Genomic DNA, 24,736 nt, shown 5'->3' on the forward strand with positions numbered 1-24,736 from the left:
CCATTTTGGTCCTGCCTTTCTTGTTTACGAGCCCAAAAACTACCAACATTCAGCGGGTGCTGCTTGGCCTGCTTGGTTCAGGGTTAATGATAAATACTGAACGTCCTGACAGCGATCGTTAACCTGACCTGAGTCGCTTTGCGCGGTGGCGGTCACCGTGTATTGACTACCAGAAATGGACACGTCGATTTCATAGCGCCTTGCATCTGTGTCGCAAACTAGACAGGTGCTTCCTGAGACGATACCCGTTTGGCTGTATTGCCCATTGTGATAACCCTGCTCAAGTAGCAGCTGTATTTTAAGCATGTCAGCTTTCACTGTCTGGCGATGCGCCTGTCTAACATGGTGTGTGAATGTCGGGTAAGCGATACTCGCGAGTACACCGATTAACACAACGACGATCATTATTTCGATCAGTGTCATACCTATTTCTTTTCTTCTGCATCCGTTGCAGTTTTCTCTTTGAATCATGTCCATACGCTTTTCAATTTCACTCACAGTAGTCTCTACAACTGATAATGTTCGCTCAATAGTTGTTCACTGATATTCAGTGTTTTCAGGAGATTTTACGAGTTGAATCGCGGCTTTACCCTGTTGGAGCTACTGATCGTTATTGTGGTATTAGCCATTATGTTGAGCTGGTCGGTTCCAAGCTATCAATCGCTAACTGAGAGTAGCAAGATGAAGAGATTAGCTTCGGAGCTAAATGGTTTGATGTTGTTGGGTAAATCTCAAGCAGTATTGCAACGGAGGCGTTTATGGGCGCATGTCCATATGACAGGAAGCACATCCGATGATGGTCAATGGCGCATAGCGTTGACTGACGATAGTGCGCCAGGTGAGGGCAAAGTGATTCAGCAAATTGATGGCGTCGCGTTTCGAGACATCGCGGTGGAGGTAAGCTATTCCTCAAATCAGATTAGCTTTGACGATGTACATGGTCGCCCTTCATCTGGAAACATTGCCTTTTATCCAGTCGGTAAGCCTACTCACAAACTCAAACTTATCTCCCACACGCAGTCGGCGCGAATAAGAGTGTGCAGTAGCAATAGCCGAGGCCCACATTATGGTTTCGCATCGTGTTAATAGAGAGCAAGGTGAACACATTTCGTCGTCATCAGGGGGCTGGCCTTATTGAGTTCATGGTCGCGTCGCTGATCGGGATTATCGCTTTAATGATCATTGGTTCGTTGTATATCAATGCAATGAAAGTGGCCACTGAACGCTATAAACAGCTGACGTTGGTTCAAAATACTCTAAGTGTGATTCAGATGTTGAGTAATGACATTCAGCGAGCTGGATTTGATGGCAACAATGGTTACTCGCTGAGACTATCGGGAGCCGCAGAGACTCTTTACACGCGCAATAGTACAGACAGCGGTTTGGTGGCTTATGCCTACTATATTGGGGTATCGGGTGCGAGCCCACTCTACAAAAACGTGGTGTATGAGCAACGAAGTGGTGCTTCAAGCTCTCTGCTGATATGTGAAAAGAAACAGACTACGCTCATGGATATCAATCAAGTAGTGAACTTAACCGGGTCAGGGCTTTGCTACAACCTGTTTGACCCTAAGGTGATAAAAGTGAGCGACTTTGATGTCTCCAGTGAAAAAATCGAGGGCTTAAAGGCGAGAAGTGCGCTAGTGAATATAGCTCTAGAAACCTACCTGACAGAACAACCAAGTTTGAATACCCAGCAGGCGTTCACGATAAAACAGAGGAACTGGCAATGAGGAAAAAGCAGTCAGGCGCGGCGGTACTGTTTGTTGTCACAGCATTGCTGTTGGCGGTGCTGATTATGCTGTTGGGTAGCTATAAATCGTTGTATTTTCGCATCAAGCGAGCCAATAACCACATTGAGTCAAGGCAAGAACACTGGTTAGCGGAGGGAGCGCTCGAGTGTACGTTCGCTAAAGTTCAACAAGAGCGAGACGTTCCCTCAACACTAAATGATTGCAGAACAGCATCGGACTTAGACTCATTGACCATTTCATCAGGTGCATCAAGTATTATCACGGCGACAAAGGGATATCGAACATTACGCAAAACAATAAAACTACCTAGCTTTGGGGAACCCGGGGCGATTAAATCTACCTCAGATCTTATCATCAATGGTTCTTATACGAGTTCGCCTGATCCAGGTAGGAGCTTAGGAAACAACGAGTGGGAATGTACATCCGTTGTTTATGAGAGCAGCTTTTACGCTAACAATGTGAACACCTACCACCCTTATCAACTATCACACAAACCATATGCTGAGTTTCCAGATAGCTCAGTAGGCAGTGAGCAGAACTGCGCTTCGTCTCACTACAGCTGGGATAGCAATGTAGCATCGTCAAAGAGTGATTACAGACAGTCCTCAACGATGGAGCCGTTCGAGGATATTTTTGATGTATCGAGGGGAGATTGGTTTGATGTGATGTCAAACAGTGAAACCTTCAGTTATGTACCAAACTCACTGAATGGTCAGTCATGGGAGTCATATGCCGACCTTCCCACACCCGTATTTAATTCTCAGTGTGGTAGAGATATTGTGTCGAATATTGAAAGGGGAAGTGACCTAATCTGGGTTTATGGCGGGTGTGAAATCACTACGACTGACTTTCAGGCCATTGAAGGAGCGATAGACAGTTACTTGTCTGGTAGTGGCATCATTCTCGTCGTTCAAGACGGTATTTTGTCGACAAAAGGAACACAAAACTTCACTGGCCTTCTTTATCATTTTATCTCACCTGAATTTGCAGACCCCTCAACAAGTTTTGCACCAGACTTTTTGGACTGTAGCAATAGCGAAAATAATGCTGATTTAGAAGGGGTTATCGACACAGTGTCCTCTTTTGTTTCGATCAATAAAGAGAGAGTGAGTTATTTTCAACATGGCTCTTTCAATCCCTTGGGAGGCTTTGTTATGGATGCTCCGGGAACATTTGCTCTGTTTAATACTTCTTTATCTTTTAAGTACAACCGGGATGTCATTAAAGAACCGAAGAAAAAGCTTAAGCGCATTCATTGGCAACGGGGCTCTTGGAATGATCTTTAAGCAAGCAGGCTTTAGCCTAATTGAAGTACTTGTCGCCTTCCTACTCATTGGTATTGCAGCGATAAGTCTCATTAAGCTGCAAGTTCATATGGAGCAGCAATCAGAGCATGCAGTGAAGCGCTTACGAGCCCTGCGCTTAGCAGAAAATCAGTTAGAATGGTTTAGAACTCGTGGAGCATCGAGCTCGCTTTCGACGGTTTCAACAGCGAATTTTGCTGATATAGAAACTGGCGCGCTCTCTTCTGGTGACTATACCCTTGAGTGGACAGTGCCTGGTGCAACAATGTCCGGGTCATTAAAAACCATCACGATAACGGCGAGTTGGCAAGACCGTTTGGGTGAAGCGCAATCGGTTCAACTTAGGACGATGATTTCACGTTACAGTGAGTTTGGTGAAAACTAGCCCTCATTATTATTTGTCTCAGTGGTAGAGAAATTGTTTTGTGATTGCGGGTATGTTTGTTTATTTCCTGTTACACGTGCTTTGTGTTTTTGCAAAATATCTCACTAATATTACATTTTGTCGCAGTTATTTGTGCTTTCTTTATTCTAATTGACTACAATAGTCGCCGAAAATAGACTCGAGTCGAAGTCGATTAAAGCAACACAAACACATGTGGACAAATCATGAGTAACCAAGCAATTAATAAAGCACCTGAGCCGAAGCCGAGCGGCATGGATCGCTTTTTAAACTTCATTGAGCGCGCAGGTAACAAAATTCCTGATCCAGCAATCCTGTTCTTCTGGGCTCTCGTTATTGTATGGGTAGCATCAGCTGCACTTTCAAACGTCTCTTTTGATCTGATCAACCCGCGTACTGGCGACGCGCTTGAAGTGACTAACCTGCTAACGGGTGAAGCACTTGCGAGCTTCCTTGCAAACATGGTAACAACCTTCACGGGCTTTGCACCTCTGGGTATCGTTCTTGTTGCGATGTTGGGTGTTGGTGTTGCTGATTCTTCAGGCTTCATCACAACTGGCCTTAAGAAGATGCTGAACTTCACGCCAGCGAAACTTCTAACGCCAATGCTAATTCTTGTTGCTATCGTATCGCACACTGCTGCGGACGCTGGTTACGTTCTTGTTATCCCTCTAGGTGGTATCATCTTCCACGCAGCAGGTCGTCACCCTCTAGCGGGTATCGCGGCAGCATTTGCTGGTGTATCGGGTGGCTTTGCAGCGAACTTCGTACCATCGGGTATTGACCCTCTACTAGCAGGCTTCACGCAAACTGCGGCTAACGTACTTGACCCAGAGTACATTGTTAACCCACTAGCGAACATCTTCTTCACTGGCCTATCTTCTATTCTGATCGTGTGTATCGGTTGGGTTGTGACTGAAAAAGTGATTGAACCACGCCTTGCTAACACTGAAATTGATGAAGATGCTGAAGAAGCACCTGATCTAGGTACGTTTACAGAGACAGAATCAAAAGCTTTCCGCGCTGCGGGTTGGGCAATGGTGGCAGGTATTGCGCTACTTATCGCTGCTATCATGCCAGAGTCTTCTGCACTGCGCTCTCCTGAAGGTGAAATCACGGCATTCTCTGCGCCACTAATGCAGTCAATCGTACCGCTAATCTTTATCCTGTTTATCATTCCAGGTTATGTATACGGTCGCGTATCTGGCACATTTAAGAACAGCAACGATGTGATTAAAGCGATGGGCGACACTATGTCGACAATGGGCGCTTACATTGTTATGTCTTTCTTCTGTGCACAGTTCCTTGCAGCTTTCGCACAGTCAAACATCGGTACTATGCTAGCGCTTTACGGTGCTGAAGGTCTTAAAGCGATGAACCTTGCTGGTGAAGCAACGATCGTTGGTATGATTCTTCTGACAGCATTCGTTAACCTTCTAGTAGGTTCTGCATCTGCGAAGTGGGCACTGATTGGCCCAATCCTAGTTCCAATGCTAATGGCCGTGGGTATCTCTCCAGAGCTATCTCAGGCAGCTTACCGTGTAGGTGATTCTGTATCGAACATCATCTCACCGCTAATGGTATTCTTCCCACTTGTTGTGGTTTACTGTCAGCGTTACGTTAAGTCGACCGGTATCGGTACTCTAGCTTCTCTAATGATGCCGTACTCTATCGCGATGCTAATTGGTTGGACTATCTTCCTACTCGCATACTGGGCTCTAGGAATTCCACTAGGTATTCAAGCGCCATACACTTACACAATGTAATTACTTGTTGTAAAGAATCGTTAAAGCCCGTCCTAGTGACGGGCTTTGTTGTTTGTCGCTTCTAATCTTCTTCAGAACTTGGGAATAGGTGAGCTGCGTGGAAGGCGAGATGATCGTCAATAAAGCTCTGGATAAAGTAGTAGCTATGGTCATAACCCGCCTGCATGCGAAGCTCAATAACATGACCAGTCTGTTCAGCTGCAGCAATTAGTTTTTCTGGCTGCAACTGCTCTTCTGAGAAGTGATCGCTACCACCTTGGTCAATCAGAATCGGCTGTATCGCACTCTGTTTTTTGAGCAGCTCTACACTGTCATAGTCGGCCCAAGTCGCGCGATCACTACCTAAATAGTGACTAAAGGCTTTTTGTCCCCATGGACATGTCATTGGGTTTACGATTGGGCTGAAGGCTGAAATTGAGCAAAACAGTTCTGGGTGTTTAAGGCCAATGGTTAAAGCGCCATGTCCCCCCATACTATGACCTGAAATCGCGCGTTTTGTTGTGACTGGAAAGTGCGCTTCAATCAACTTTGGAAGCTCATCGACCACATAGCTGTACATTTGGTAGTGCTGATCCCAAGGCTTTTGTGTCGCATTTAGGTAGAAGCCAGCACCGAGACCAAAGTCATAGGCTTGTTCTGGATCATCAGGAACGTCATCACCACGCGGGCTGGTGTCTGGTGTAACGATGGCGATACCAAGCTCCGCCGCTTTGCGAAAAGCTCCCGCTTTTTGCATGAAGTTTTCATCGGTGCAAGTCAGTCCTGAAAGCCAATACATCACAGGAACAGGGCTCTCTTTTGTCGCATTGGGCGGAAGAAAAATAGCAAAACGCATATCGCAATTCAGGTCACTTGAAGAGTGGGTATACTGTTTATGCCATCCGCCAAACACTTTTGCTTGGCTTATATTGGTTAGGTTCATAAAGTGAATGTCCTAAAAAGAGGCTAGAGCGGTGTGCGCTAGCCTCTTGAAACTGAATAATTAGTAGTGGATTACGGAGCGGATACTCTCGCCTTTGTGCATAAGTTTAAATGCTTCATTGATTTCATCGAGTGGCATGGTGTGAGTGATGAACTCCTGCAGACCAAATTCTCCTGCCATATAGCGATTAACGATCTCTGGTAGCTCACTGCGGCCTTTTACACCGCCAAATGCACTACCACGCCATACACGACCAGTCACAAGTTGGAAAGGTCGCGTGGAGATCTCTTGACCAGCACCCGCAACACCGATAATCACCGACTCGCCCCAGCCTTTGTGGCAGCACTCAAGCGCTTGACGCATCACATTAACGTTACCGATGCACTCAAATGAGTAGTCTACGCCACCATCGGTCATTTCAATGATCACATCTTGGATCGGCTTATCAAATTTCTGAGGGTTGATGACATCCGTTGCGCCCAGTTGCTGTGCTAACTCGAACTTATTCTCATTAATATCAACGCCGATAATACGGCTCGCACCCGCCATACGTGCGCCAATGATCGCTGACAGTCCGATACCACCAAGACCAAAGATAGCCACGGTATCGCCTTTCTCAACTTTGGCGGTATTGAGCACAGCACCCATGCCCGTGGTGACCCCGCAGCCTAACAAGCAGACTTCTTCAAGCGGCGCTTCTTTATTGACTTTGGCGAGTGAAATTTCAGGTAGCACGGTGTACTCAGAGAATGTTGAGCAACCCATGTAGTGATAGATTGGTTGTCCATCTTTATAGAAACGGGTCGTCCCATCGGGCATTAAACCTTTACCCTGAGTTTCACGCACCGCCTGGCAGAGATTGGTTTTTCCTGATTTACAGAACTTACACTCTCCGCATTCTGCTGTGTAAAGTGGGATGACGTGGTCGCCGACTTCAACACTGGTGACACCCTCGCCAACCATCTCCACAATGCCACCACCCTCGTGGCCTAAAATGCTTGGGAAAATACCCTCAGGATCATCACCAGACAGAGTAAATGCATCGGTGTGACAAACACCCGTTGCGACAATACGAACTAAGACTTCACCCGCTCTTGGTAACATCACATCAACTTCTTCCATTTTCAGAGGTTGGTTTGGTCCCCAAGCGACAGCAGCACGAGATTTGATAAATTGGTCAGTCATGATAGTTACCTTATGTTCCTGTATAAGATTCGCCAGTTAAGGATAGTTCAAGCTGGCAGGTTTGTTTCGTTGTGCTCAGTATAGTCTTTGATTAATATGTGATAATCCCATTAGATTGAAATACACTATTACTAATTTGTAATAATAAAAGAGTGACAATTTTGAGCCAATGGGAAGGGATCACTGAATACGTGGCGGTTGTGGAAGAGCACAGCTTTACTAACGCTGCGCTAAGACTGAATACATCGGTTGCCAACGTCAGTCGTCGTATTAACGCGCTTGAAGAGAGGTTGGGGATCAAGCTACTAGTACGAACCACCAGGAAGGTATCCGTCACTGAAGCTGGTGCTATCTATTATCAACACTGTAAGCCACTTGTAGAGGGGCTATCCAATGCTGAGCTTGCGGTTAATCAACTGCAAGTGAGTCCGAAAGGTCGAATCAAGATGACGGCCCCAGTGACTTATGGCGAGCAGGTGATAGCGCCGTTGATGCATGAGTTTTTAATGACTTACCCTCATGTGGATCTCGATCTCGTTTTATCGAACCAGAAGCAAGACCTCGTCGAGGAGGGGTTTGACCTTGCCATTCGCTTGGGACGCTTGGATGATTCAAGCATGATGGCTCGAAAGCTCCGCGACAGGCATATGTTTGTGTGTGCCAGCCCAGACTATATTCAACAATATGGCGAACCGTACTCTTTGTCTGAGTTGAAACACCATAACTGCTTGCAAGGCTCGACCCAATATTGGCGATTTGACGATCGAGGAAATGAGCGTCTAATACAAATTAAAGGGCGAATGCAGTGTAATAGTGGCTATGCTTTGCTCAACGCGGCTCTAAAAGGATTAGGCATTGTTCAACTTCCTGATTATTATGTGCAGCCTTATTTAGCCTCGGGTGAGTTAGTCGAGGCGCTGACTGATTATCGAGGCAACAAAGAAGGGATTTGGGCGCTTTATCCCCAAAATCGTATGCTCACTTCAAAAGTGCGTACTTTGATAGACTATTTAGCGGCAAAAGTGAGTCGAGATAACCATGAATATTGATCAAGTGACCCCAATTTTTGATGAACAAGACAAACTGTTCATGCAAAAGGCAATGGAGCTGGCAGCTCAAGCTGAAGCGCTCGGTGAAGTACCTGTAGGGGCCGTGTTGGTCAAGGATGGAGAGATTATTGCTCAAGGCTACAATCGTTCGATTATTGACAACGATGCAACCGCACATGCTGAAATTCAGACGCTGCGCCAAGCTGGAAAGTTGCTTGATAACTATCGTCTTCTTGATACCACACTATATGTCACTTTAGAGCCTTGTCCAATGTGCGCAGGGGCTTTGTTACACAGTCGTGTTAAGCGAGTAGTGTTTGGTGCCAGTGACTTAAAAGCCGGTGCTGCAGGTACGGTTCTTAACTTATTCAAAAGTGATGCGGCTTTTCACTATGCACAAGTTGAAGGCGGGCTCATGGTGGACGAGTGTCGTGAGCAACTGCAAGCGTTTTTTAAGCGACGCCGTAAAGAGATCAAGGCACAAAAAGAAGCAAAACGTCTTCAAGAGCAGAATAAACAAGGGTAAGAATAAAATAAGAGAGGGGAGGGTAGTTGCCCGAGCTTCTTTGTACCCGAGCAACGGCTTTGCTATCTAGCCCAACTCAACTTGATAAAAGTTGTACGTAAGTGTTATTACGTCGAATCAGTTTCTTTTTATTGTTCGCTAGGACACGCTTGCGGCGGTTAGCGGAAACTGTTTTGTTGAGGCGTTGAGATAGTCTTCTGCGTCTGAGCATACAAACCTCCATACTCAACTGCCATTGAATAATGGCAAACGACTATCTTAGGCAATTAGGGTAATAACTCAAGAAAAATCGTTGCCGATATTCGTATTTTTATTTCGTTGCTGCCTCAGAGTCATCAGCGCTTGATTGTTCTGCTGCTGAGCTATTTGGTTGCGCACCTGAAATGCTTCCTTCTGCGCCTGATATCGTACTTAGTGCTGCTGAAGTCACCGGCTCAATCACAGTGAACTCTTTGCTCTCGTCGCTTTCCAGTTCCGGGTGTTGTTCAACATGCCCGATAATGCTCTGGTAATAACGACGGATATTCTCAACATACTTCTGTGCTTCATCACCGCGTGCGTAGCCATAGCGTGTTTGGCTATAGTATTTCTTCTGACGCAGTAGCGGCAGGCGCTCTTTGACATCCGCCCACGCATCAGGGTTTCCACCTTGCGCTCTGGTAAGTCGGCGCGCATCCATCATATGACCGTACCCAACATTATAAGAGGCTAGAGCAAACCAGATCTTTTCGTGCTCAGTCACACTGTCAGGAATGCGCGCAACCATGCGACGCAAATATTCGGCGCCACCACGGATGGACTGTTCCGGGTCAAGTCGGTCAGAAACTCCGACACTTTTTGCTGTGGGCAGTGTTAGCATCATCATGCCACGAACGCCCGTTGGCGATTTTGCGTGTGGCTTCCAGTGAGACTCTTGGTACGCAAGCGCTGCGACCAAGCGCCAATCAAACTCGCCAGAGTACTTCTGAAATAGTGGTGCCCATTTGGGTAGAGTATTGTCCAGCGCTCGAATAAAGGCGCGAGTGTCCACATAGTCAAAACTACCAATGTGGCCGATATACTTCTCTTCAAGTTTGTCTAGGTAACCGCTTTGCTTGCGTTTACCAAAAAATTCAATCGTTAGTGCGTAGAGACTTTCATCGTCTGAACGTCTCAATAACCATGAAACGGGTTGGTCTTCAGTAAGCTCAAAAGCAATCGCTAGTTCAGGATAGATACGTTGTGAGAGGGACAGTTCTACCGAATCCGCGACAGTAAATTGAATCTCACCGGTGGAGACCGCTTTAAGTAGTTGATTTACATCAGAATCAAGGTCAATCCAGAACTGGAAGCTTGGGTTAAGCTGCTTGATGCTGCTCAGACTGCGATTAAACTCGGCGTTATCGGCGATAGTGAGAGTGCTCTCTACATCACTCTCAGCCACCAGTTGCGGCAAGCGATCCACCAGTTGCCCAAGGTTACGTGGACGCCAGGTGCCTGTTTTGTAAACCACCTGTTGGCTGACATAGTAGTAAGCGGGGCCCGCGCGGTAAGGGGTGTTTTTTGCGCTTGCCTGAGTCAATCCTCCCGCAATAATGTCGATTTCGCCATTTTGTAATGCTGGGTAGAGGTTAGAGATGCGGTAAGCAGGTCGCATTTCGAGGCGAACGCCAAGCTCATCGGCGAATTCTCGAGCGAGTTCGTAGTCAAGCCCGGCAGGGCCATCAGGGCCAATGTAGTAAGAGAGTTGGTTGTTTAGTGTGCCGACGCGCAAGACGCCACGATCTTTAATCTCTTGAAGTTCGCTTTCCGGCGTAGAGTCGTACTGACAGCCACCAAGCAGCGCCAAACAGGATAGGGCAAGAACAAGAAAAGCTCGAGATTTTATCAACATGCAACCAACATCAGGATCGTTATTATTTGTTTAGGGTCTCTTTATATCAGCTCTTGAACCATGAGCAAAGTGTTACCCTTTTGAGCGAATTATTGGGTCTATCAAATTTAAACAGAGTGAAATGAAAAAAAATGACGCAAACGGTTGCGTTTGGTGTTACATCACAAAACCAATTGCTATATAATGCGCACGCAAAAGGGAGATGAAATTGACATAGGTTCGACACTTTGACTTTAAGTGTTTGAATTTAGGCTAATTTTATCTTAATACATTGCATAAGAGACCTAAGCACATGAGAATTTTGCGTGGTTCCCCAGCTCTTTCTGAGTTTCGTGTAAACAAACTATTGGAACTTTGTCGTGAACAAGGCCTACCTGTAACAGGTATCTACGCCGAGTTCATGCACTTTGCAGACCTGACAGCAGACCTAGATGATCAAGAAGTTGAGAAACTAGAGAAGTTGCTGACTTACGGTCCGACAATTGAAGAGCATGCACCAGAAGGTCTTCTGCTTCTAGTGACTCCTCGTCCGGGTACGATCTCACCTTGGTCATCAAAATCAACAGATATCGCAAACAACTGTGGTCTAGAAAAAGTGAAACGTCTAGAGCGCGGCACGGCATATTACGTTGAGTCATCTGCAGACCTTTCTGAAGAGCAAGTTCAAGCTGTTAAAGCATTGATCCATGACCGCATGATGGAAGCGGTTTTCACTGAAATGGAACAAGCTGCCGCGCTATTCACTGTGGCTGAACCAGCACCTGTGGCTCACGTTGATATTCTTGCTGGCGGTCGCGCAGCACTAGAAGAAGCGAACGTAACTTTAGGTTTAGCACTGGCTGAAGATGAAATTGACTACCTAGTAGAAAACTTCACTAAGCTAGGTCGTAACCCGAACGACATCGAACTAATGATGTTTGCTCAAGCAAACTCAGAGCACTGTCGTCACAAAATCTTTAACGCAGACTGGACGATCGACGGCGTTGATCAAGAGAAGTCTCTGTTCAAGATGATCAAGAACACATTTGAAACGACACCTGATCACGTTCTATCTGCATACAAAGATAACGCAGCAGTAATGACGGGTTCAAAAGTAGGTCGCTTCTTCCCTGATCCTGAGACTCGTCAATACAACTACCACAACGAAGATGCGCACATCCTAATGAAGGTTGAGACGCACAACCACCCAACGGCAATCTCGCCGTGGCCTGGTGCTTCAACTGGTTCGGGCGGTGAAATCCGTGATGAAGGCGCAACAGGTATCGGTGGCAAGCCGAAGGCAGGTCTTGTTGGTTTCACCACTTCTAACCTACGTATTCCTGGTTTTGAGCAACCATGGGAAACAGATTTTGGTAAGCCAGGTCGCATCGTAAACGCACTTGATATCATGCTAGAGGGTCCTCTAGGTGGTGCGGCATTCAACAACGAATTTGGTCGTCCAAACCTATTAGGTTACTTCCGTACGTACGAAGAGAAAGTGACTTCTCACGCGGGTGAAGAGATTCGTGGTTACCACAAGCCAATCATGATTGCTGGTGGTATGGGTAACATTCGTGATGAGCACGTTCAGAAGAAAGAGATCCCAGTGGGTGCGAAGCTTATCGTACTTGGTGGTCCTGCAATGAACATCGGCCTTGGCGGTGGTGCAGCGTCTTCAATGGCGTCAGGTCAGTCTGCTGAAGATCTTGATTTTGCTTCTGTACAGCGTGAAAACCCAGAGATGGAGCGTCGTTGTCAGGAAGTGATCGACCGTTGTTGGCAGCTTGGTGAGAGCAACCCAATCGCGTTTATCCACGATGTGGGCGCAGGCGGTATCTCAAATGCACTACCAGAGCTGTGTGATGATGGCGAACGTGGTGGTTTATTCCAGCTACGCGACGTACCGAATGACGAACTAAGCATGAGCCCACTTGAGATCTGGTGTAACGAATCTCAAGAGCGTTACGTAATGGCAGTAGCACCAGAGAATATGGAAGTATTCGATGCAATCTGTAAGCGTGAACGTGCGCCTTACGCGGTTGTGGGTGTCGCTACTGAAGAGCGTCATCTAACACTAGAAGATTCTCACTTCGACAACACGCCAATCGATATGCCAATGGATATCTTACTTGGTAAAACGCCGAAGATGCACCGTGATGCGAAAACGCTAAAAGTCGATAGCCCAGCGATTGCTCGTGATGGTATCGAAATCAACGAAGCGGTTGATCGTGTTCTACGTCTTCCAACAGTGGCAGAGAAAACATTCCTGATCACTATCGGTGACCGCACGGTAACGGGCCTTGTGGCGCGTGACCAAATGGTCGGTCCATGGCAGGTGCCTGTAGCAAACTGTGCGGTAACCGCAGCAAGCTACGACTCTTACCACGGTGAAGCGATGTCTATGGGTGAGCGCACTCCAGTGGCACTTCTCGACTTTGGTGCTTCAGCACGCCTTGCGGTAGGTGAGTCTCTAACGAACATTGCAGCAACTGATATCGGTGACATCAAGCGCATCAAACTGTCAGCTAACTGGATGTCTCCAGCGGGTCACCCAGGTGAAGACGCAGGTCTTTACGAGGCGGTGAAAGCGGTAGGTGAAGAGCTATGTCCAGCGCTAGGTCTTACTATCCCGGTAGGTAAAGACTCAATGTCGATGAAGACTAAGTGGGAAGATAATGGTGAGAGCAAAGAGGTGACATCACCACTTTCATTGGTTATCACAGCATTTGGTCGTGTTGAAGATGTTCGTAAGACAGTAACGCCTCAGCTGCGCACTGACAAAGGTGAGACTTCACTGGTTCTTGTTGACCTTGGTAACGGTAAGAACCGTCTAGGCGCGACAGCACTAGCTCAGGTTTACAAGCAACTCGGTGATAAGCCAGCGGACGTTGATAACGCAGAGCAGCTAAAAGGCTTCTTTGACGCGATGCAAACACTGGTTCGTGATGACAAGCTTGTGGCTTACCACGATAAAGGTGACGGCGGTCTATTTGTGACACTAGCAGAGATGGCATTTGCTGGTCACTGTGGTGTTAAAGCTGATATCGCGAACCTAAGCGATGACGTCCTAGCAACGCTATTCAACGAAGAACTAGGCGCGGTTGTTCAGGTTAAGAACGACGATCTAGAAGCGGTGAAGGCAGTACTCGCCGAGAACGGCCTAGCAGCATGTTCACATGTTATTGGTTCAGTGGAAACGACAGACAACTTTGTGATCACTGCAGGTGAGACAGTTATCGTTGAGCGCTCTCGTACAGAACTACGTACTATCTGGGCTGAAACAACGCATAAAATGCAAGGTCTACGTGACAACCCAGCGTGTGCTGACCAAGAGTTTGAAGCGAAGAAAGACAACTCTGACCCAGGTCTGAACGTTAATCTAAGCTTTGATATCAATGAAGATGTAGCAGCGCCATACATCGCGAAAGGCGCTAAGCCTAAGATGGCAATTCTACGTGAGCAGGGGGTTAACTCTCACGTTGAAATGGCAGCCGCATTTGACCGTGCTGGCTTTGAAGCAACAGACATCCACATGAGCGATATCCTAACAGGTCAAGCCGCATTGGATGAGTACCACGGCCTTGTTGCTTGTGGCGGCTTCTCTTACGGTGACGTACTAGGCGCTGGTGAAGGTTGGGCGAAGTCTGTCCTATTTAACGCACAGGCTCGTGAGCAGTTCCAAACATTCTTCAACCGTGACAACACCTTCTCTCTTGGTGTATGTAACGGCTGTCAGATGTTGTCGAACCTAAAAGAGCTGATCCCAGGTGCAGACCTATGGCCTCGTTTCGTTCGTAACGAATCTGAGCGTTTTGAAGCACGCTTCAGCCTAGTCGAAGTTCAGAAGTCTGACTCTGTGTTCTTTGACGGTATGGAAGGCTCTCGCATGCCTATCGCTGTGTCTCACGGTGAAGGTCGCGTAGAAGTACGTGATGCTGACCACCTAGCGGCGATTGAAGCATCAGGTACGGTTGCCGTTCGTTACGTGGACAACCACGGCAACTCAACGCAGCAGTACCCGAACAACCCGAACGGTTCGCCAAACGCTATCACGGGTCTAACGACTCAAGATGGTCGTGTGACTATCATGATGCCTCACCCAGAGCGCGTTTTCCGTACGGTAGCGAACTCTTGGGCTCCAGATTCATGGGGTGAAAACGGCGCTTGGATGCGTATGTTCCAGAACGCACGTAAGAACATCGGCTAATTTCCGACAACTCTTGCATGTAGTAGAACGCCAGTCACTTGACTGGCGTTTTTGTTATCAGGAATGCATATAATTGACAATTCCCTAACAGAGTTTGGGTAGCGCATCAGTATGATTCGCGCCAATTTCTAGATAGCAGTGAGTAATAAAGAAATGAATAATAAAATCATAAAAATAGGTGCGGTAGCTGGCGTCGTGTTAGCTTTATCTGGTTGTGTTGGTAGCAATGCGGTAACCGGTAAACTTATGGAGTTCAACGTCAAGGCGGTAGATAACCGCTACGCTCGTGGTGGCTTGAACATGCTATTGGCTCCCGTTTACGGTATTACGGTTGCGGCTGACTACATTGTGTTTAATTCACTAGAGTTCTGGACGGGTAAGAACCCAATCAACGGCAATCCACATATCTTTGATACAAAAACAGACACTTACATTGAAGTAAACCACCAACTTGATCCTTCTCTGAGAGAAGCGCCAGTGCCGCCAATCACTCAGATGCGCTCGATTGAAAAGGGACAGATGCAGCAAATTGACGAGAATACGCTGCAGATGGACATTACCTACAACACTGGCGAAACCGCAACGCTGGTGGGTGTTAAGCAGGGTGATGATGTGACGTTCTTCTTGGATGGTGATGCAATCGCACAAACCTCGATTCAAGAACTAGAAGCGTACGCAAACACGTCGGCGTCATAGAAATCATTACCGATTTGGCGGCGAATATGCTCTAATAGCGCCCTTGCCAAGGGATGGTAGAGTATGAATAGGTGAAAGTCTATATTTTTCATGTAGATAGCTAATTTCACCACTGTAGGCTTATTTAGATATGGACCCGGTTAACTGAATAAGCGATGCCAGACCTTTGAGGAAATGTCATGTCTAATAGTAAAAAGTTTGCAGTTCGCGTGGTTGAAAAACGCGAAGGTTGGTGTGCAGAGATCACTCGTCAAGTGACTTCACGCAAAACAACGGTATCAAAACGCCAAATGGGCTTTGCAAGCGAAGCCGAAGCGCAAGCTTGGGGTGAGCAGGAGCTTGCTGGTTTCATCAAAAACCAAACCGAGCGTAACCTGCGTAAATCAGCTCAGCGTAAAGAGCGTCAAGCGAGCGAGGCTTAATTCGCTTCCTAATACAAGAAAACCTGCTTAGTGCAGGTTTTTTTATGCACGTAAGGTGCCTGTGTTTGATGGCTGCATCCACAACCACTATCTAAACTGTCCCGCTTCCGATAGGTAATCAAAACCAGCGGTCGCGAGCTTAGCAATCAGAGCATCGCGAGAAATATCGAAAAAAGCACACAGTTTGTCTAAGTCACCTGAAAAATCATCGCGTAACTTCATGTTGACGATGCTCATTAGCATCACAGGATCCATCGTCTCGAAATTCGCTAGGTTCATTATTTATCCTCAAAGTCTGAAATGAGCAGGTTTGCCGCCGCAAATGCTGCCTTTTCGCGCACTTCTTTTGGTAGTGACTCGTCGGCTGCTACATCATTGAGTGCTCGCACCGCACAGCTAATGGCTTGTGGCACATAGGCTTGATCGCCGCTACCAATTTGAGCATAAAGCTCTCGAACTAATTCACAACAACCGTAAACTTGCATGTGTTTTCCTTATTCTTTAGTCGTTTGACCCTAAATTAACTGCTGCTCAATATACACAGAGCGAAAGGTAAATACAAAAAAGGCTGACACTAGTGGTCAACCCTTTGATATTAAGCAATTGTCAGTGGTTAAATTAGCTTAGCTGCGCTTTAACGTGTTCAACAATGTCAGTCATTGCAACGGCAGTTTTATCACCAGTGCGACGGTTCTTGTACTCGAAGTTGCCTTCTTTCATGCTGCGGTCACCGATAACGATAGTGTGAGGAATACCCACAAGCTCCATATCAGAGAACATCACACCTGGACGCTCTTTACGATCATCGAACAGGACTTCAATACCCATTGCAGTTAACTCAGCATAAAGCTTCTCAGCCGCTTCCTTAACTTCTTCTGACTTGTGCATGTTCATTGGCACGATAGCGACTTGGAATGGTGCTAGAGCGTCAGGCCAGATGATGCCATATTTATCGTGGTTCTGTTCAATAGCAGAAGCGACAACGCGAGATACACCGATACCGTAACAACCCATCTCAAGGATAGTGTTCTTACCGTCAGGGCCAAGCACGCCAGCGTTCATCTTCTCTGAGTAGTTTGTACCAAGCTGGAAGATGTGCCCAACTTCGATACCACGTTTTAGTTGGATTACACCTTGACCACAAGGGCTTGGATCGCCTTCCACTACGTTACGCAGGTCTGCAATTTTACCTAGTTCAACGTCACGACCCCAGTTGATACCGAAGTAGTGCTTGTCATCAACGTTGGCACCTGCGCCAAAGTCGCTCATTACAGCAACTGTGCGGTCTACGATGAATGGTAGTTTAAGGCCAACAGGACCCAGTGAACCAGGACCAGCACCAATCAGTGCGCGAATCTCTTCTTCTGTCGCCATCTCTAGTGGAGAAGCCACTTCAGCTAGGTTCTCTGCTTTGATTTCATTCAGCTCATGATCACCGCGGATGATAAGCGCGATAATGTCAGCATCGACTTCTTCAGAAGCTTTAACGAAGAGAGTTTTAACAGTTTTTTCGATTGGCAGTTCAAATTGCTCAACAAGCTCAGCGATGGTTTTCGCATTAGGCGTGTCAACAAGCGTCATCTCTTGAGTTGGGGCTGTCAATTCGGTTGCAGGAGCGAGAGCTTCAGCTTTTTCGATGTTTGCTGCGTAGTCAGACTCAGAAGAGAAGGCAATAAGGTCTTCGCCACTTTCTGCTAGCACGTGGAACTCGTGAGAGCCGTTACCACCAATAGCACCGGTGTCAGCCAGCACTGGACGGTAATCAAGACCCATACGGTCAAATGCTTTACAGTAAGCCGTGTGCATTGCTTCGTAAGACTTCTCTAGACCTTCTTTATCTAGATCGAAGCTGTATGCATCCATCATCGAGAATTCGCGTGCACGCATCACACCAAAGCGTGGGCGGCGCTCATCACGGAATTTAGTTTGAATCTGATATAGGTTTAGTGGCAACTGCTTGTAAGAGTTCACTTCGTTACGCACTAGGCTAGTGATAACCTCTTCAGCGGTTGGGCTAAGGACAAACGGACGCTCGTGGCGATCAGTAAAGCGCAGTAGCTCGTCACCCATTTTTTCGCTGCGGCCAGTCTCTTCCCATAGCTCAAACGGCTGCACTACGGGCATCAAAGTCTCAACTGCACCTGCATTATCGATCTCTTGGCGAACGATGTTTTCGACTTTACGCAGTACACGCAGACCGGTAGGTAGCCAAGTATAAAGACCTGAAGCTAGCTTACGGATCATACCTGCACGTAGCATCAGCTGGTGGCTGATGACTTCTGCGTCGTTTGGAGTCTCCTTCAGAGTAGAAAGAAGATAGTTACTGGTACGCATTCTATGGTATCCGTTTCATCATGTTTTAAGGGCCCCTCTTATTTAAGAGGGAATCAAATTTAGCCGTGTATAATATCAGTCAAATGGCTTTGTCAAAAGCCTTCTATGTCGGTAACCGTCACTAAGTTGTCGGTAACGGTGAATTTAACGTTCATATCGTACAAATTTACCGCATATTCCTTGTTGTCAGGTTTATTCTTTTTGTAGGCTGGGCGGGGGTCTTGCGCTAGTACTTGCCCTATCACAAGTTTCTCGTTCTCACCCTCGAGCCTGGCTTCTAGCCATTGCTGTGCTGCCAATGAAAAGGTGACCGGAAGTGTATCAGGTTCATCGTTGGCATAACCACCCGTAGCCTCGGCCACTGAGTCACTATAGGGAATATAGGGTTTTATATCGACAATCGGTGTGCCATCCACTAAGTCTACATTTCCCAGTTCAATATAAACTTGGTCTCCGACTTGTTTTATACCGTTAAGCTCAACGGCTGACATTCCTATGCCATTGGGGCGAAAAGTTGAACGCGATGCAAATACGCCAACCCGTTCGTTTCCGCCTAATCTTGGTGGCCTTACTGTCGGATTCCAGCCAGCATCAAGGTTTTGATCGAAAATAAATAACAGCCACAGGTGTGAGAATTGTTCTAGCCCTCGTACGGCTTCTGGTGTGTTGGCTTCGCCAACGAGTTTTATTTGTGAAGTCGCATTTTTCACTAAGCTCGGCTGGCGCGGAACAGCAAACTTCTCTTTATAAGGGCTTTGAATAACACCGATAGGTTGAATGTTGAACATTGATCGAGTTCACAAAAAATAGATGTAATGCCGTCATTATAACCAATTCTTTTTATCGGGCGGAAATTAGATCTTTGTGGTAGTGGCTATTGAGAAAATTATAAGTGACAACTTGACGTTATGAATGAATACAAAAGGATGGGTAACGGTTAATATTGTGTTGGTTTTTTATCCTTTTTTAGGTTTTTTATGTAATTTATGCGTTTTTTCTGGTTAATTATTGTGGTTTAAGTCGCTCCTACTCTTCAAATCTTGGTCGTGTTGAAGTAATCTGCGCGGGCTTTGTGTTTCGTTCGCACATTGCCACAACAAAAAATAAGGAGGGAACAGGTGAGTTCATCTGCTTCAATTAAAGATACAAACACACAAAAGAAGTCGCTATTTACGCGTTTTCTTGATGCGGTAGAGTATTTAGGGAATCTACTACCACATCCAATCACACTTTTCGCTATTTTCTGTTTAGCGATTCTCGTAAGTTCAGGCATTGCAGGTTACTTTGAGGTATCTGTAATGGATCCTCGCCCTGAAGGTGCACCAGGTCGTTCAGCTGATGGCATGATCCATGTTGTTAGCCTTTTTAATGCTGAAGGCCTCGAACGCATCGTAACTAATCTGGTCTCAAACTTTGTTGGTTTTGCTCCTTTAGGTACCGTTCTAGTTGCAATGTTGGGTGTTGCTATTGCTGAGCACTCAGGTCTTCTTTCTGCAGCAATGCGTGGCCTAGTGATGGGTGCATCTCAGCGCATGGTAACGGTTACCGTTGTCTTCGCGGGTATCATTTCAAATACGGCTTCTGAGTTGGGTTATGTTGTTCTTATCCCACTCGCAGCAATGCTTTTCCACTCAATGGGTCGTCACCCATTAGCGGGTCTTGCTGCAGCATTCGCCGGTGTTTCTGGTGGTTATTCTGCAAACCTACTAATTGGTACGGTTGATCCACTGCTTTCTGGCATTACAGAAACAGCAGCGATCATGATTGATCCAACTTATCGTGTTGGTCCAGAAGTGAACTGGTACTTCATGTTCGTTTCAACTTTCTTCATCTCATTTGCTGGTGCATTTGTTACTGAGAAATTGGTTGAGCCAAAACTAGGTAAATACAACGAAGAAGAAGCAGCGGAAGATTTGTCTGGCGATACGATGGGCAAATTGACTGATATTGAGAAGAAAGGCCTAAAAGCAGCAGGTATCGCAATTCTAGTCGTCAGTGCACTGATTGCATGGACAGTGGTTCCAGCTGATGGTGTTCTTCGTACTGCAGACGGTCAAATCTCTGGTTCACCGTTCCTGAGAAGTATTGTAGCGTTCATCTTTGTGTTCTTTGCGATTCCAGGCTTTGTTTACGGTAAAGTAACGGGTGTAATGAACACGGACCGCGACGTCATCGACGCGATGTCTAAGTCGATGTCTTCGATGGGCATGTACATTGTATTGGTGTTCTTCGCAGCACAGTTCGTTGCTTTCTTTAGCTGGACTAACTTTGGTCAAGTTATCGCGGTAACAGGCGCTGAGTTCCTACAGAGTGTTGGTCTGACAGGTCCAATGTTGTTCTTCGCATTCATCCTAATGTGTGGCTTCATTAACCTTATGATTGGTTCGGCTTCTGCACAGTGGGCGGTAACTGCACCTATCTTCGTTCCAATGCTAATGCTTGTTGGCTATGCACCAGAAACGATTCAGGCTGCATACCGTATTGGTGACTCTACGACTAACATCATCACACCAATGATGAGCTACTTTGGTCTTATCCTTGCGGTTGCTACACGCTACATGAAGAACCTAGGTATCGGTACACTGATCGCGACGATGCTACCTTATTCACTTGTCTTCATCGTGGGTTGGTCACTCCTATTCTATGTTTGGGTATTTGTGCTAGGTCTACCAGTAGGTCCAGGCGCAGCCACGTACTACACGCCTTAATAGCGTAGACATCCAAGCAAACTCTAGTTATGAAAAAAACCTGCCGCGGCAGGTTTTTTTGTGCTTGTTATTCGCAGAGGACGTGTTGCAAACGAGAAAGGAGTTATGCTCGCTTCTGTTTTGCAAGCCAGCGATCGAGATGATTAGCAAATTCTCGGCGCTCTGTTTGGCTAAGGGCGGTTGGGCCACCCGTTTGTATACCGCTGGAGCGCATTGTATCCATAAAATCACGAATGTTCAGGCGAGCTTTGATGGTTTCTTTCGTATAAAGCTCACCGCGCGAGCTCAGCGCTAGTGCACCTTTGGCAATCACCTCGTCAGCCAGTGGAATGTCTGAGGTAATGATCAAGTCACCGGCTTCACAGCGCTGAACTATCTCGTTATCAGCAATGTCGAAGCCAGCAGAGACTTGCAAAGAGCGTATATTGTTACGCTTTGGGAGTGGAATAGCATGGTTAGCCACAAAGACACACTCTACGCCTGTGCGTTCGGCTGCGCGAACGATGGTTTCACGAATTACTTTTGGACAGGCGTCAGCATCAACCCAAATCGTCATGCTTTGTCTCCTAGCTTTGCTTCTAGCTCTTCAATACGCGCAGTCAACGCCGCGATCTTTGTTTCTAGCTGCTCAATGCGATCAGCCGATTGAGTTGCAGCGGCTACTTCTACTTTGGGCACACGTTTAGCGCTTTTCCAGCTTTTGATCGCGGCAATAAGTGCAGGCATTGGCACGCTAGTAGAAAGTCGGCTCTTCACCAGTGCGACGGTTGGCTCTTTACCGAGTGCATGAATTTGCTCGATTGCTGCCTCTATTTCTTGGGTGACATCTTTCGTCAACATCAGATTTCCTATCGAAAATGGGACTTGAGTGAGTAAGCATCATGATAACGATTCTCAGGCTTTATAGGGAGTATTTTTATAGCTGGGACAAAAAGGTAATGGCATGTGAGAGATCTCTTACATGCGTTGTACGTAATTATAGTTACATTTGTTAGTTTTAAGCTGTGTTTTTAAGTAAGTGCATGAAAAATAGATTATTTGTTGTTTTACAGGTATTCGGTAAAAAACAGAATAATTTTAAGGTCATTGAGTACGTTACTCCTAAGGAGTAAATTAAAGGTGTCGACAGGGAGTCGATTTAAGGAAGAAACTTTAGCTTCAGGAATAGAAGCAGAGACTAACAAGGTTGTTGTTGCAGGAAGCCCAAGGACAAAGACTTACAGGAAGTAAGGCAAGGACGAATAGGATGCGCTTCAGGAAGAAGTAGGATTCGCATTTAGGATGAATGCAAGGGACACCACTCAAGGACAGGGTGACGAGTACTTTTCGCGGATGAAGAGTACTATGGAAGTAAAGGACACCGCTAGGTAAGGCGATGAATGGAAAGCTGAAGGATTCAGCACTATTACGGATGATGCATGGAGCATAGTTTGTAGCCGGATCGCTGCGAGTAAGACTTTAGCCCCGATACGAGAGTATCGGGGCTTGTCTTATCTAGCTACTCAGATTTGACCGTGAGTCGACACCTAGCGGTTAGCGATATTAAAAGAAGGCTCACGACAAGTAGAGCCCAACAAGATCTCGTCAGTTCGCGCAATAATTACTTCTCAGTTCATATACCCATTTTAGATACGAACGACGGCTGTGTACCCACGTGATGCGCAGTCATTAATAAGAATTAGTGAGACTATCTTGTGACTTTAGTAACTCGCCGAACACTGTTACTACCCTATAGCAATGAGTTCAGAAATGAGTTCATTATGCTCAATTGCTGCCCTAAAAACCGCGCTCAAATGAATGGTCCGCACACAGTTACTAGTGCCAAGGCACTGTTTGACTCAATGTTGACGGATGAGTCAACCTACGCAGCAGCTGTTGTGTTGAGTCGTACCAATGAGTACATTGGGCATCTATTTATTTCGGAACTTGATACTGCCCCTGAGTTAGGGTTTATCTTTGATAAGTCCGTATGGGGACAGGGGCTTGCAACAGAGGCCTTGCAAGCTTTCTTTCCGAAAGCGTTACAGCACCTAGGCCTGAAGCAAGTTAAGGCATCCGTAAATATCGGCCATACAGCCTCACTTAAACTGCTGGCCAAATTAGGCTTTGAAGTTTTAGGCCAAAACCAAGATGAGTTTGGCCCATATTACGAGTTGCAGTTTTGCACTGATAGCGCGGCTACATACGATGAGGTGGAAGAGAGAAGTTCATTGGTCTGAACCCTATCATGATGAGCTCACCAACATAGCAATCATCACCCAAAGCAGAAAACTCAAATTGATATATCGTATGCCAACGCCAGCGCCCTGCTGGCGTTTTTAGTTTATGTGCCCCCAATGCAATACTGACGAGTTGCAAGTCAAGCTGGTCACATTTACGCTTAATCGCGGCTTTGGCTAACTCTGCTTGGCGACGTTGTTGCCAAAACAAAAAACAAGCAAAGCTTAAGCCGAGAAAAGCGAGTAGGTCTCCAATCATCTAACTCCCCTTAGCATGTGCTTGTAGCTTGATGAGGGCATCAGCCAGCCGTGGTGATGGGTTACTATGAAGTAGCGGTAGCATCACAATACGTAGCTCTGGCAGCATGACTAAATCCGAAAAAAGCTGATTAAACAGCGCTTGATTACCGCTCTCAGCTAATCGTAATAGAAACTCTTCAGCGATCTTCGGTTCAGATAACCAATGCCAACTCCTGCCAGCAATGCCAATCAATACCTCTTGGTGACTCAACCGAGGCGACGCTAAAATGGCCTCATAGAGAGGTTTTGCCTGTTCAACGGTTGCGCCAGAGAGTGCACGGACCATGGCTGAAGTGAGGAACAAGTCAGGCTCTGCACTGTTGATTTGAGCGGAGGCTATTTCACACAGGCATTGAGCGAGTTTTTCTGGAAGGGGGGCATGCTCCAGTGCTCCCAAAAGAGCATAAAGTGGCTCTGGTGGTAGGTGGACAAGTGCCTTGCGCAGAGCGACGTGGTTTTGCGATTGCTCTAGTCTTGCGACGATATCTGTAATGCCCTGCAGGCCGACGGTTTGCCAGTTATTCCAACCCAGATCGCCACTAAAGTAGTGCTGAGCGTGTTCATAATATTGACTGGTTTCAAGATCAAGCTGCGCGCGAATTTGGCTGTGGAATACGGCCATCTTGTCTTCACTTGGCTTGAATGTGTAAGGGTTGTTGGCGAGCTTTTGTTGCTGTTCTTCAGTAAGGTCACTGCTTAAGCGCGAGCCCATGGCTTCGAGGACAAATTTAATAAACTGACCAATATCGGCTTGTTTGAGCAAACCGCGCTCATCTAAGTTGAACTTTAGAAACCAAATCCAAGGCTGTTGGGATTTATTCCAGTAGGCGATCGCTATTTGTGCCTGACGCTGCACAGGGTATGGGTAGGCTTGAAGCTCTTTTTCGACATTCTCAAAAAGTGCGTTGTCGATAGGTTGAATGCGACGTCCCAAATCGTAGATTTGATAATCACAACCACTGTTCTTCAGTAGCTCTGTAAGGGTATGCAGCGTTTCCATGTTCACTCGGTATAAAAAGAGAATAATACCTTGTTAAATGGTATCCTTAGCGCCATTTTCAAGGTCTAGATACAATTTACTTGGTGAAC

Annotated in this window: 24 protein-coding genes; 12 read left to right on the plus strand and 12 right to left on the minus strand. The window is 46.5% G+C overall.

What is annotated here, in order from left to right; all coding sequences use genetic code 11:
* Window positions 1-39 precede the first annotated feature (39 nt).
* Complete coding sequence (locus GT360_RS03570) at window positions 40-423, minus strand: type IV pilin protein (RefSeq protein ID WP_239502577.1); 384 nt, start codon at window positions 421-423, stop codon at window positions 40-42.
* A gap of 150 nt (window positions 424-573) precedes the next feature.
* Between GT360_RS03570 and GT360_RS03575 the strand changes: the two genes are divergently transcribed.
* The 5 genes from GT360_RS03575 (at window position 574) to GT360_RS03595 (ending at window position 5,227) form a co-directional block, all read left to right on the plus strand.
* Window positions 574-1,086, plus strand: a complete 513-nt coding sequence (locus GT360_RS03575) for a GspH/FimT family pseudopilin (protein WP_164647543.1) — start codon at window positions 574-576, stop codon at window positions 1,084-1,086.
* 56 nt (window positions 1,087-1,142) lie between these two features.
* Complete coding sequence (locus tag GT360_RS03580) at window positions 1,143-1,733, plus strand: PilW family protein (RefSeq protein WP_164649564.1); 591 nt, start codon at window positions 1,143-1,145, stop codon at window positions 1,731-1,733.
* Complete coding sequence (locus GT360_RS03585; RefSeq protein ID WP_164647544.1) at window positions 1,730-3,040, plus strand: hypothetical protein; 1,311 nt, start codon at window positions 1,730-1,732, stop codon at window positions 3,038-3,040. Before GT360_RS03580 ends, GT360_RS03585 begins: the two co-directional genes overlap by 4 nt.
* Window positions 3,030-3,443: a type IV pilus modification PilV family protein gene (locus GT360_RS03590; RefSeq protein ID WP_164647545.1), complete on the plus strand. Its 414-nt coding sequence runs from the start codon at window positions 3,030-3,032 to the stop codon at window positions 3,441-3,443. The genes GT360_RS03585 and GT360_RS03590 overlap by 11 nt, the downstream gene beginning before the upstream one ends.
* Before the next feature lie 224 nt (window positions 3,444-3,667).
* The gene (locus GT360_RS03595) at window positions 3,668-5,227 is read left to right on the plus strand and encodes an AbgT family transporter (RefSeq protein WP_164647546.1); all 1,560 of its coding nucleotides are present in this window, start codon (window positions 3,668-3,670) and stop codon (window positions 5,225-5,227) included.
* A 61-nt stretch (window positions 5,228-5,288) separates the two neighbouring features.
* On the opposite strand, the gene fghA is transcribed toward GT360_RS03595, so the two are convergent.
* Window positions 5,289-6,149 carry an S-formylglutathione hydrolase gene (gene fghA, locus GT360_RS03600; protein WP_164647547.1) on the minus strand — a complete coding sequence of 287 codons (861 nt, stop codon included), beginning with the start codon at window positions 6,147-6,149 and terminating at the stop codon, window positions 5,289-5,291.
* Window positions 6,150-6,209: 60 nt separating this feature from the next.
* Window positions 6,210-7,334 carry an S-(hydroxymethyl)glutathione dehydrogenase/class III alcohol dehydrogenase gene (locus GT360_RS03605; RefSeq protein ID WP_164647548.1) on the minus strand — a complete coding sequence of 375 codons (1,125 nt, stop codon included), beginning with the start codon at window positions 7,332-7,334 and terminating at the stop codon, window positions 6,210-6,212.
* Window positions 7,335-7,495: 161 nt separating this feature from the next.
* Between GT360_RS03605 and GT360_RS03610 the strand changes: the two genes are divergently transcribed.
* Window positions 7,496-8,383, plus strand: a complete 888-nt coding sequence (locus GT360_RS03610) for a LysR family transcriptional regulator (protein WP_164647549.1) — start codon at window positions 7,496-7,498, stop codon at window positions 8,381-8,383.
* Window positions 8,373-8,909, plus strand: a complete 537-nt coding sequence (tadA, locus tag GT360_RS03615) for a tRNA adenosine(34) deaminase TadA (RefSeq protein WP_164647550.1) — start codon at window positions 8,373-8,375, stop codon at window positions 8,907-8,909. Before GT360_RS03610 ends, tadA begins: the two co-directional genes overlap by 11 nt.
* Before the next feature lie 310 nt (window positions 8,910-9,219).
* Here the strand turns inward: tadA and mltF are convergent, their stop codons facing one another.
* A complete protein-coding gene (gene mltF / locus GT360_RS03620; RefSeq protein ID WP_164647551.1) occupies window positions 9,220-10,782 on the minus strand; it encodes a membrane-bound lytic murein transglycosylase MltF in 1,563 nt (520 codons plus the stop codon).
* A gap of 292 nt (window positions 10,783-11,074) precedes the next feature.
* Between mltF and purL the strand changes: the two genes are divergently transcribed.
* From purL to GT360_RS03635, 3 genes are all read left to right on the plus strand, one after another.
* Window positions 11,075-14,968, plus strand: a complete 3,894-nt coding sequence (gene purL / locus GT360_RS03625; protein ID WP_164647552.1) for a phosphoribosylformylglycinamidine synthase — start codon at window positions 11,075-11,077, stop codon at window positions 14,966-14,968.
* A 153-nt stretch (window positions 14,969-15,121) separates the two neighbouring features.
* Window positions 15,122-15,664: a DUF3332 domain-containing protein gene (locus GT360_RS03630; protein ID WP_164647553.1), complete on the plus strand. Its 543-nt coding sequence runs from the start codon at window positions 15,122-15,124 to the stop codon at window positions 15,662-15,664.
* A 179-nt stretch (window positions 15,665-15,843) separates the two neighbouring features.
* The gene (locus GT360_RS03635; protein ID WP_164647554.1) at window positions 15,844-16,086 is read left to right on the plus strand and encodes a DUF3622 domain-containing protein; all 243 of its coding nucleotides are present in this window, start codon (window positions 15,844-15,846) and stop codon (window positions 16,084-16,086) included.
* An 87-nt stretch (window positions 16,087-16,173) separates the two neighbouring features.
* Here GT360_RS03635 and GT360_RS03640 read toward each other — a convergent pair whose 3' ends face one another.
* From GT360_RS03640 to tsaA, 4 genes are all read right to left on the minus strand, one after another.
* Window positions 16,174-16,365, minus strand: coding sequence for a DUF4250 domain-containing protein (locus GT360_RS03640; RefSeq protein ID WP_164647555.1), 192 nt, complete (start codon window positions 16,363-16,365; stop codon window positions 16,174-16,176).
* Window positions 16,365-16,571: a YaeP family protein gene (locus tag GT360_RS03645; protein ID WP_164647556.1), complete on the minus strand. Its 207-nt coding sequence runs from the start codon at window positions 16,569-16,571 to the stop codon at window positions 16,365-16,367. The genes GT360_RS03640 and GT360_RS03645 overlap by 1 nt, the downstream gene beginning before the upstream one ends.
* A 133-nt stretch (window positions 16,572-16,704) precedes the next feature.
* Window positions 16,705-18,420, minus strand: coding sequence for a proline--tRNA ligase (locus GT360_RS03650; protein WP_164647557.1), 1,716 nt, complete (start codon window positions 18,418-18,420; stop codon window positions 16,705-16,707).
* 92 nt (window positions 18,421-18,512) lie between these two features.
* Window positions 18,513-19,208 (minus strand): tRNA (N6-threonylcarbamoyladenosine(37)-N6)-methyltransferase TrmO, encoded by a 696-nt coding sequence (tsaA, locus tag GT360_RS03655; protein ID WP_164647558.1) that lies wholly within the window; start codon window positions 19,206-19,208, stop codon window positions 18,513-18,515.
* 330 nt (window positions 19,209-19,538) lie between these two features.
* Here tsaA and GT360_RS03660 point away from each other — a divergent pair, with 330 nt between their 5' ends.
* Window positions 19,539-21,128 carry an AbgT family transporter gene (locus tag GT360_RS03660; protein WP_164647559.1) on the plus strand — a complete coding sequence of 530 codons (1,590 nt, stop codon included), beginning with the start codon at window positions 19,539-19,541 and terminating at the stop codon, window positions 21,126-21,128.
* Between the two features lie 103 nt (window positions 21,129-21,231).
* On the opposite strand, the gene GT360_RS03665 is transcribed toward GT360_RS03660, so the two are convergent.
* Together GT360_RS03665 and GT360_RS03670 are read right to left on the minus strand one after the other, a co-directional pair.
* Window positions 21,232-21,684 carry a YaiI/YqxD family protein gene (locus GT360_RS03665; RefSeq protein ID WP_164647560.1) on the minus strand — a complete coding sequence of 151 codons (453 nt, stop codon included), beginning with the start codon at window positions 21,682-21,684 and terminating at the stop codon, window positions 21,232-21,234.
* Window positions 21,681-21,968, minus strand: coding sequence for a hypothetical protein (locus GT360_RS03670; RefSeq protein ID WP_164647561.1), 288 nt, complete (start codon window positions 21,966-21,968; stop codon window positions 21,681-21,683). The genes GT360_RS03665 and GT360_RS03670 overlap by 4 nt, the downstream gene beginning before the upstream one ends.
* A gap of 854 nt (window positions 21,969-22,822) precedes the next feature.
* Here GT360_RS03670 and GT360_RS03675 point away from each other — a divergent pair.
* Window positions 22,823-23,347, plus strand: a complete 525-nt coding sequence (locus GT360_RS03675) for a GNAT family N-acetyltransferase (protein WP_164647562.1) — start codon at window positions 22,823-22,825, stop codon at window positions 23,345-23,347.
* Here the strand turns inward: GT360_RS03675 and GT360_RS03680 are convergent.
* A complete protein-coding gene (locus tag GT360_RS03680) occupies window positions 23,307-23,606 on the minus strand; it encodes a DUF3301 domain-containing protein (protein ID WP_164647563.1) in 300 nt (99 codons plus the stop codon). The genes GT360_RS03675 and GT360_RS03680 overlap by 41 nt on opposite strands.
* On the minus strand, window positions 23,607-24,647 hold the full coding sequence (locus GT360_RS03685) for a DUF3549 family protein (protein WP_164647564.1): 1,041 nt from the start codon (window positions 24,645-24,647) through the stop codon (window positions 23,607-23,609). It lies immediately after the preceding gene.
* Between the last annotated feature and the right edge of the window lie 89 nt (window positions 24,648-24,736).

The organism is Vibrio astriarenae (genome assembly GCF_010587385.1).
GTDB classification, from domain to species: domain Bacteria; phylum Pseudomonadota; class Gammaproteobacteria; order Enterobacterales; family Vibrionaceae; genus Vibrio; species Vibrio astriarenae.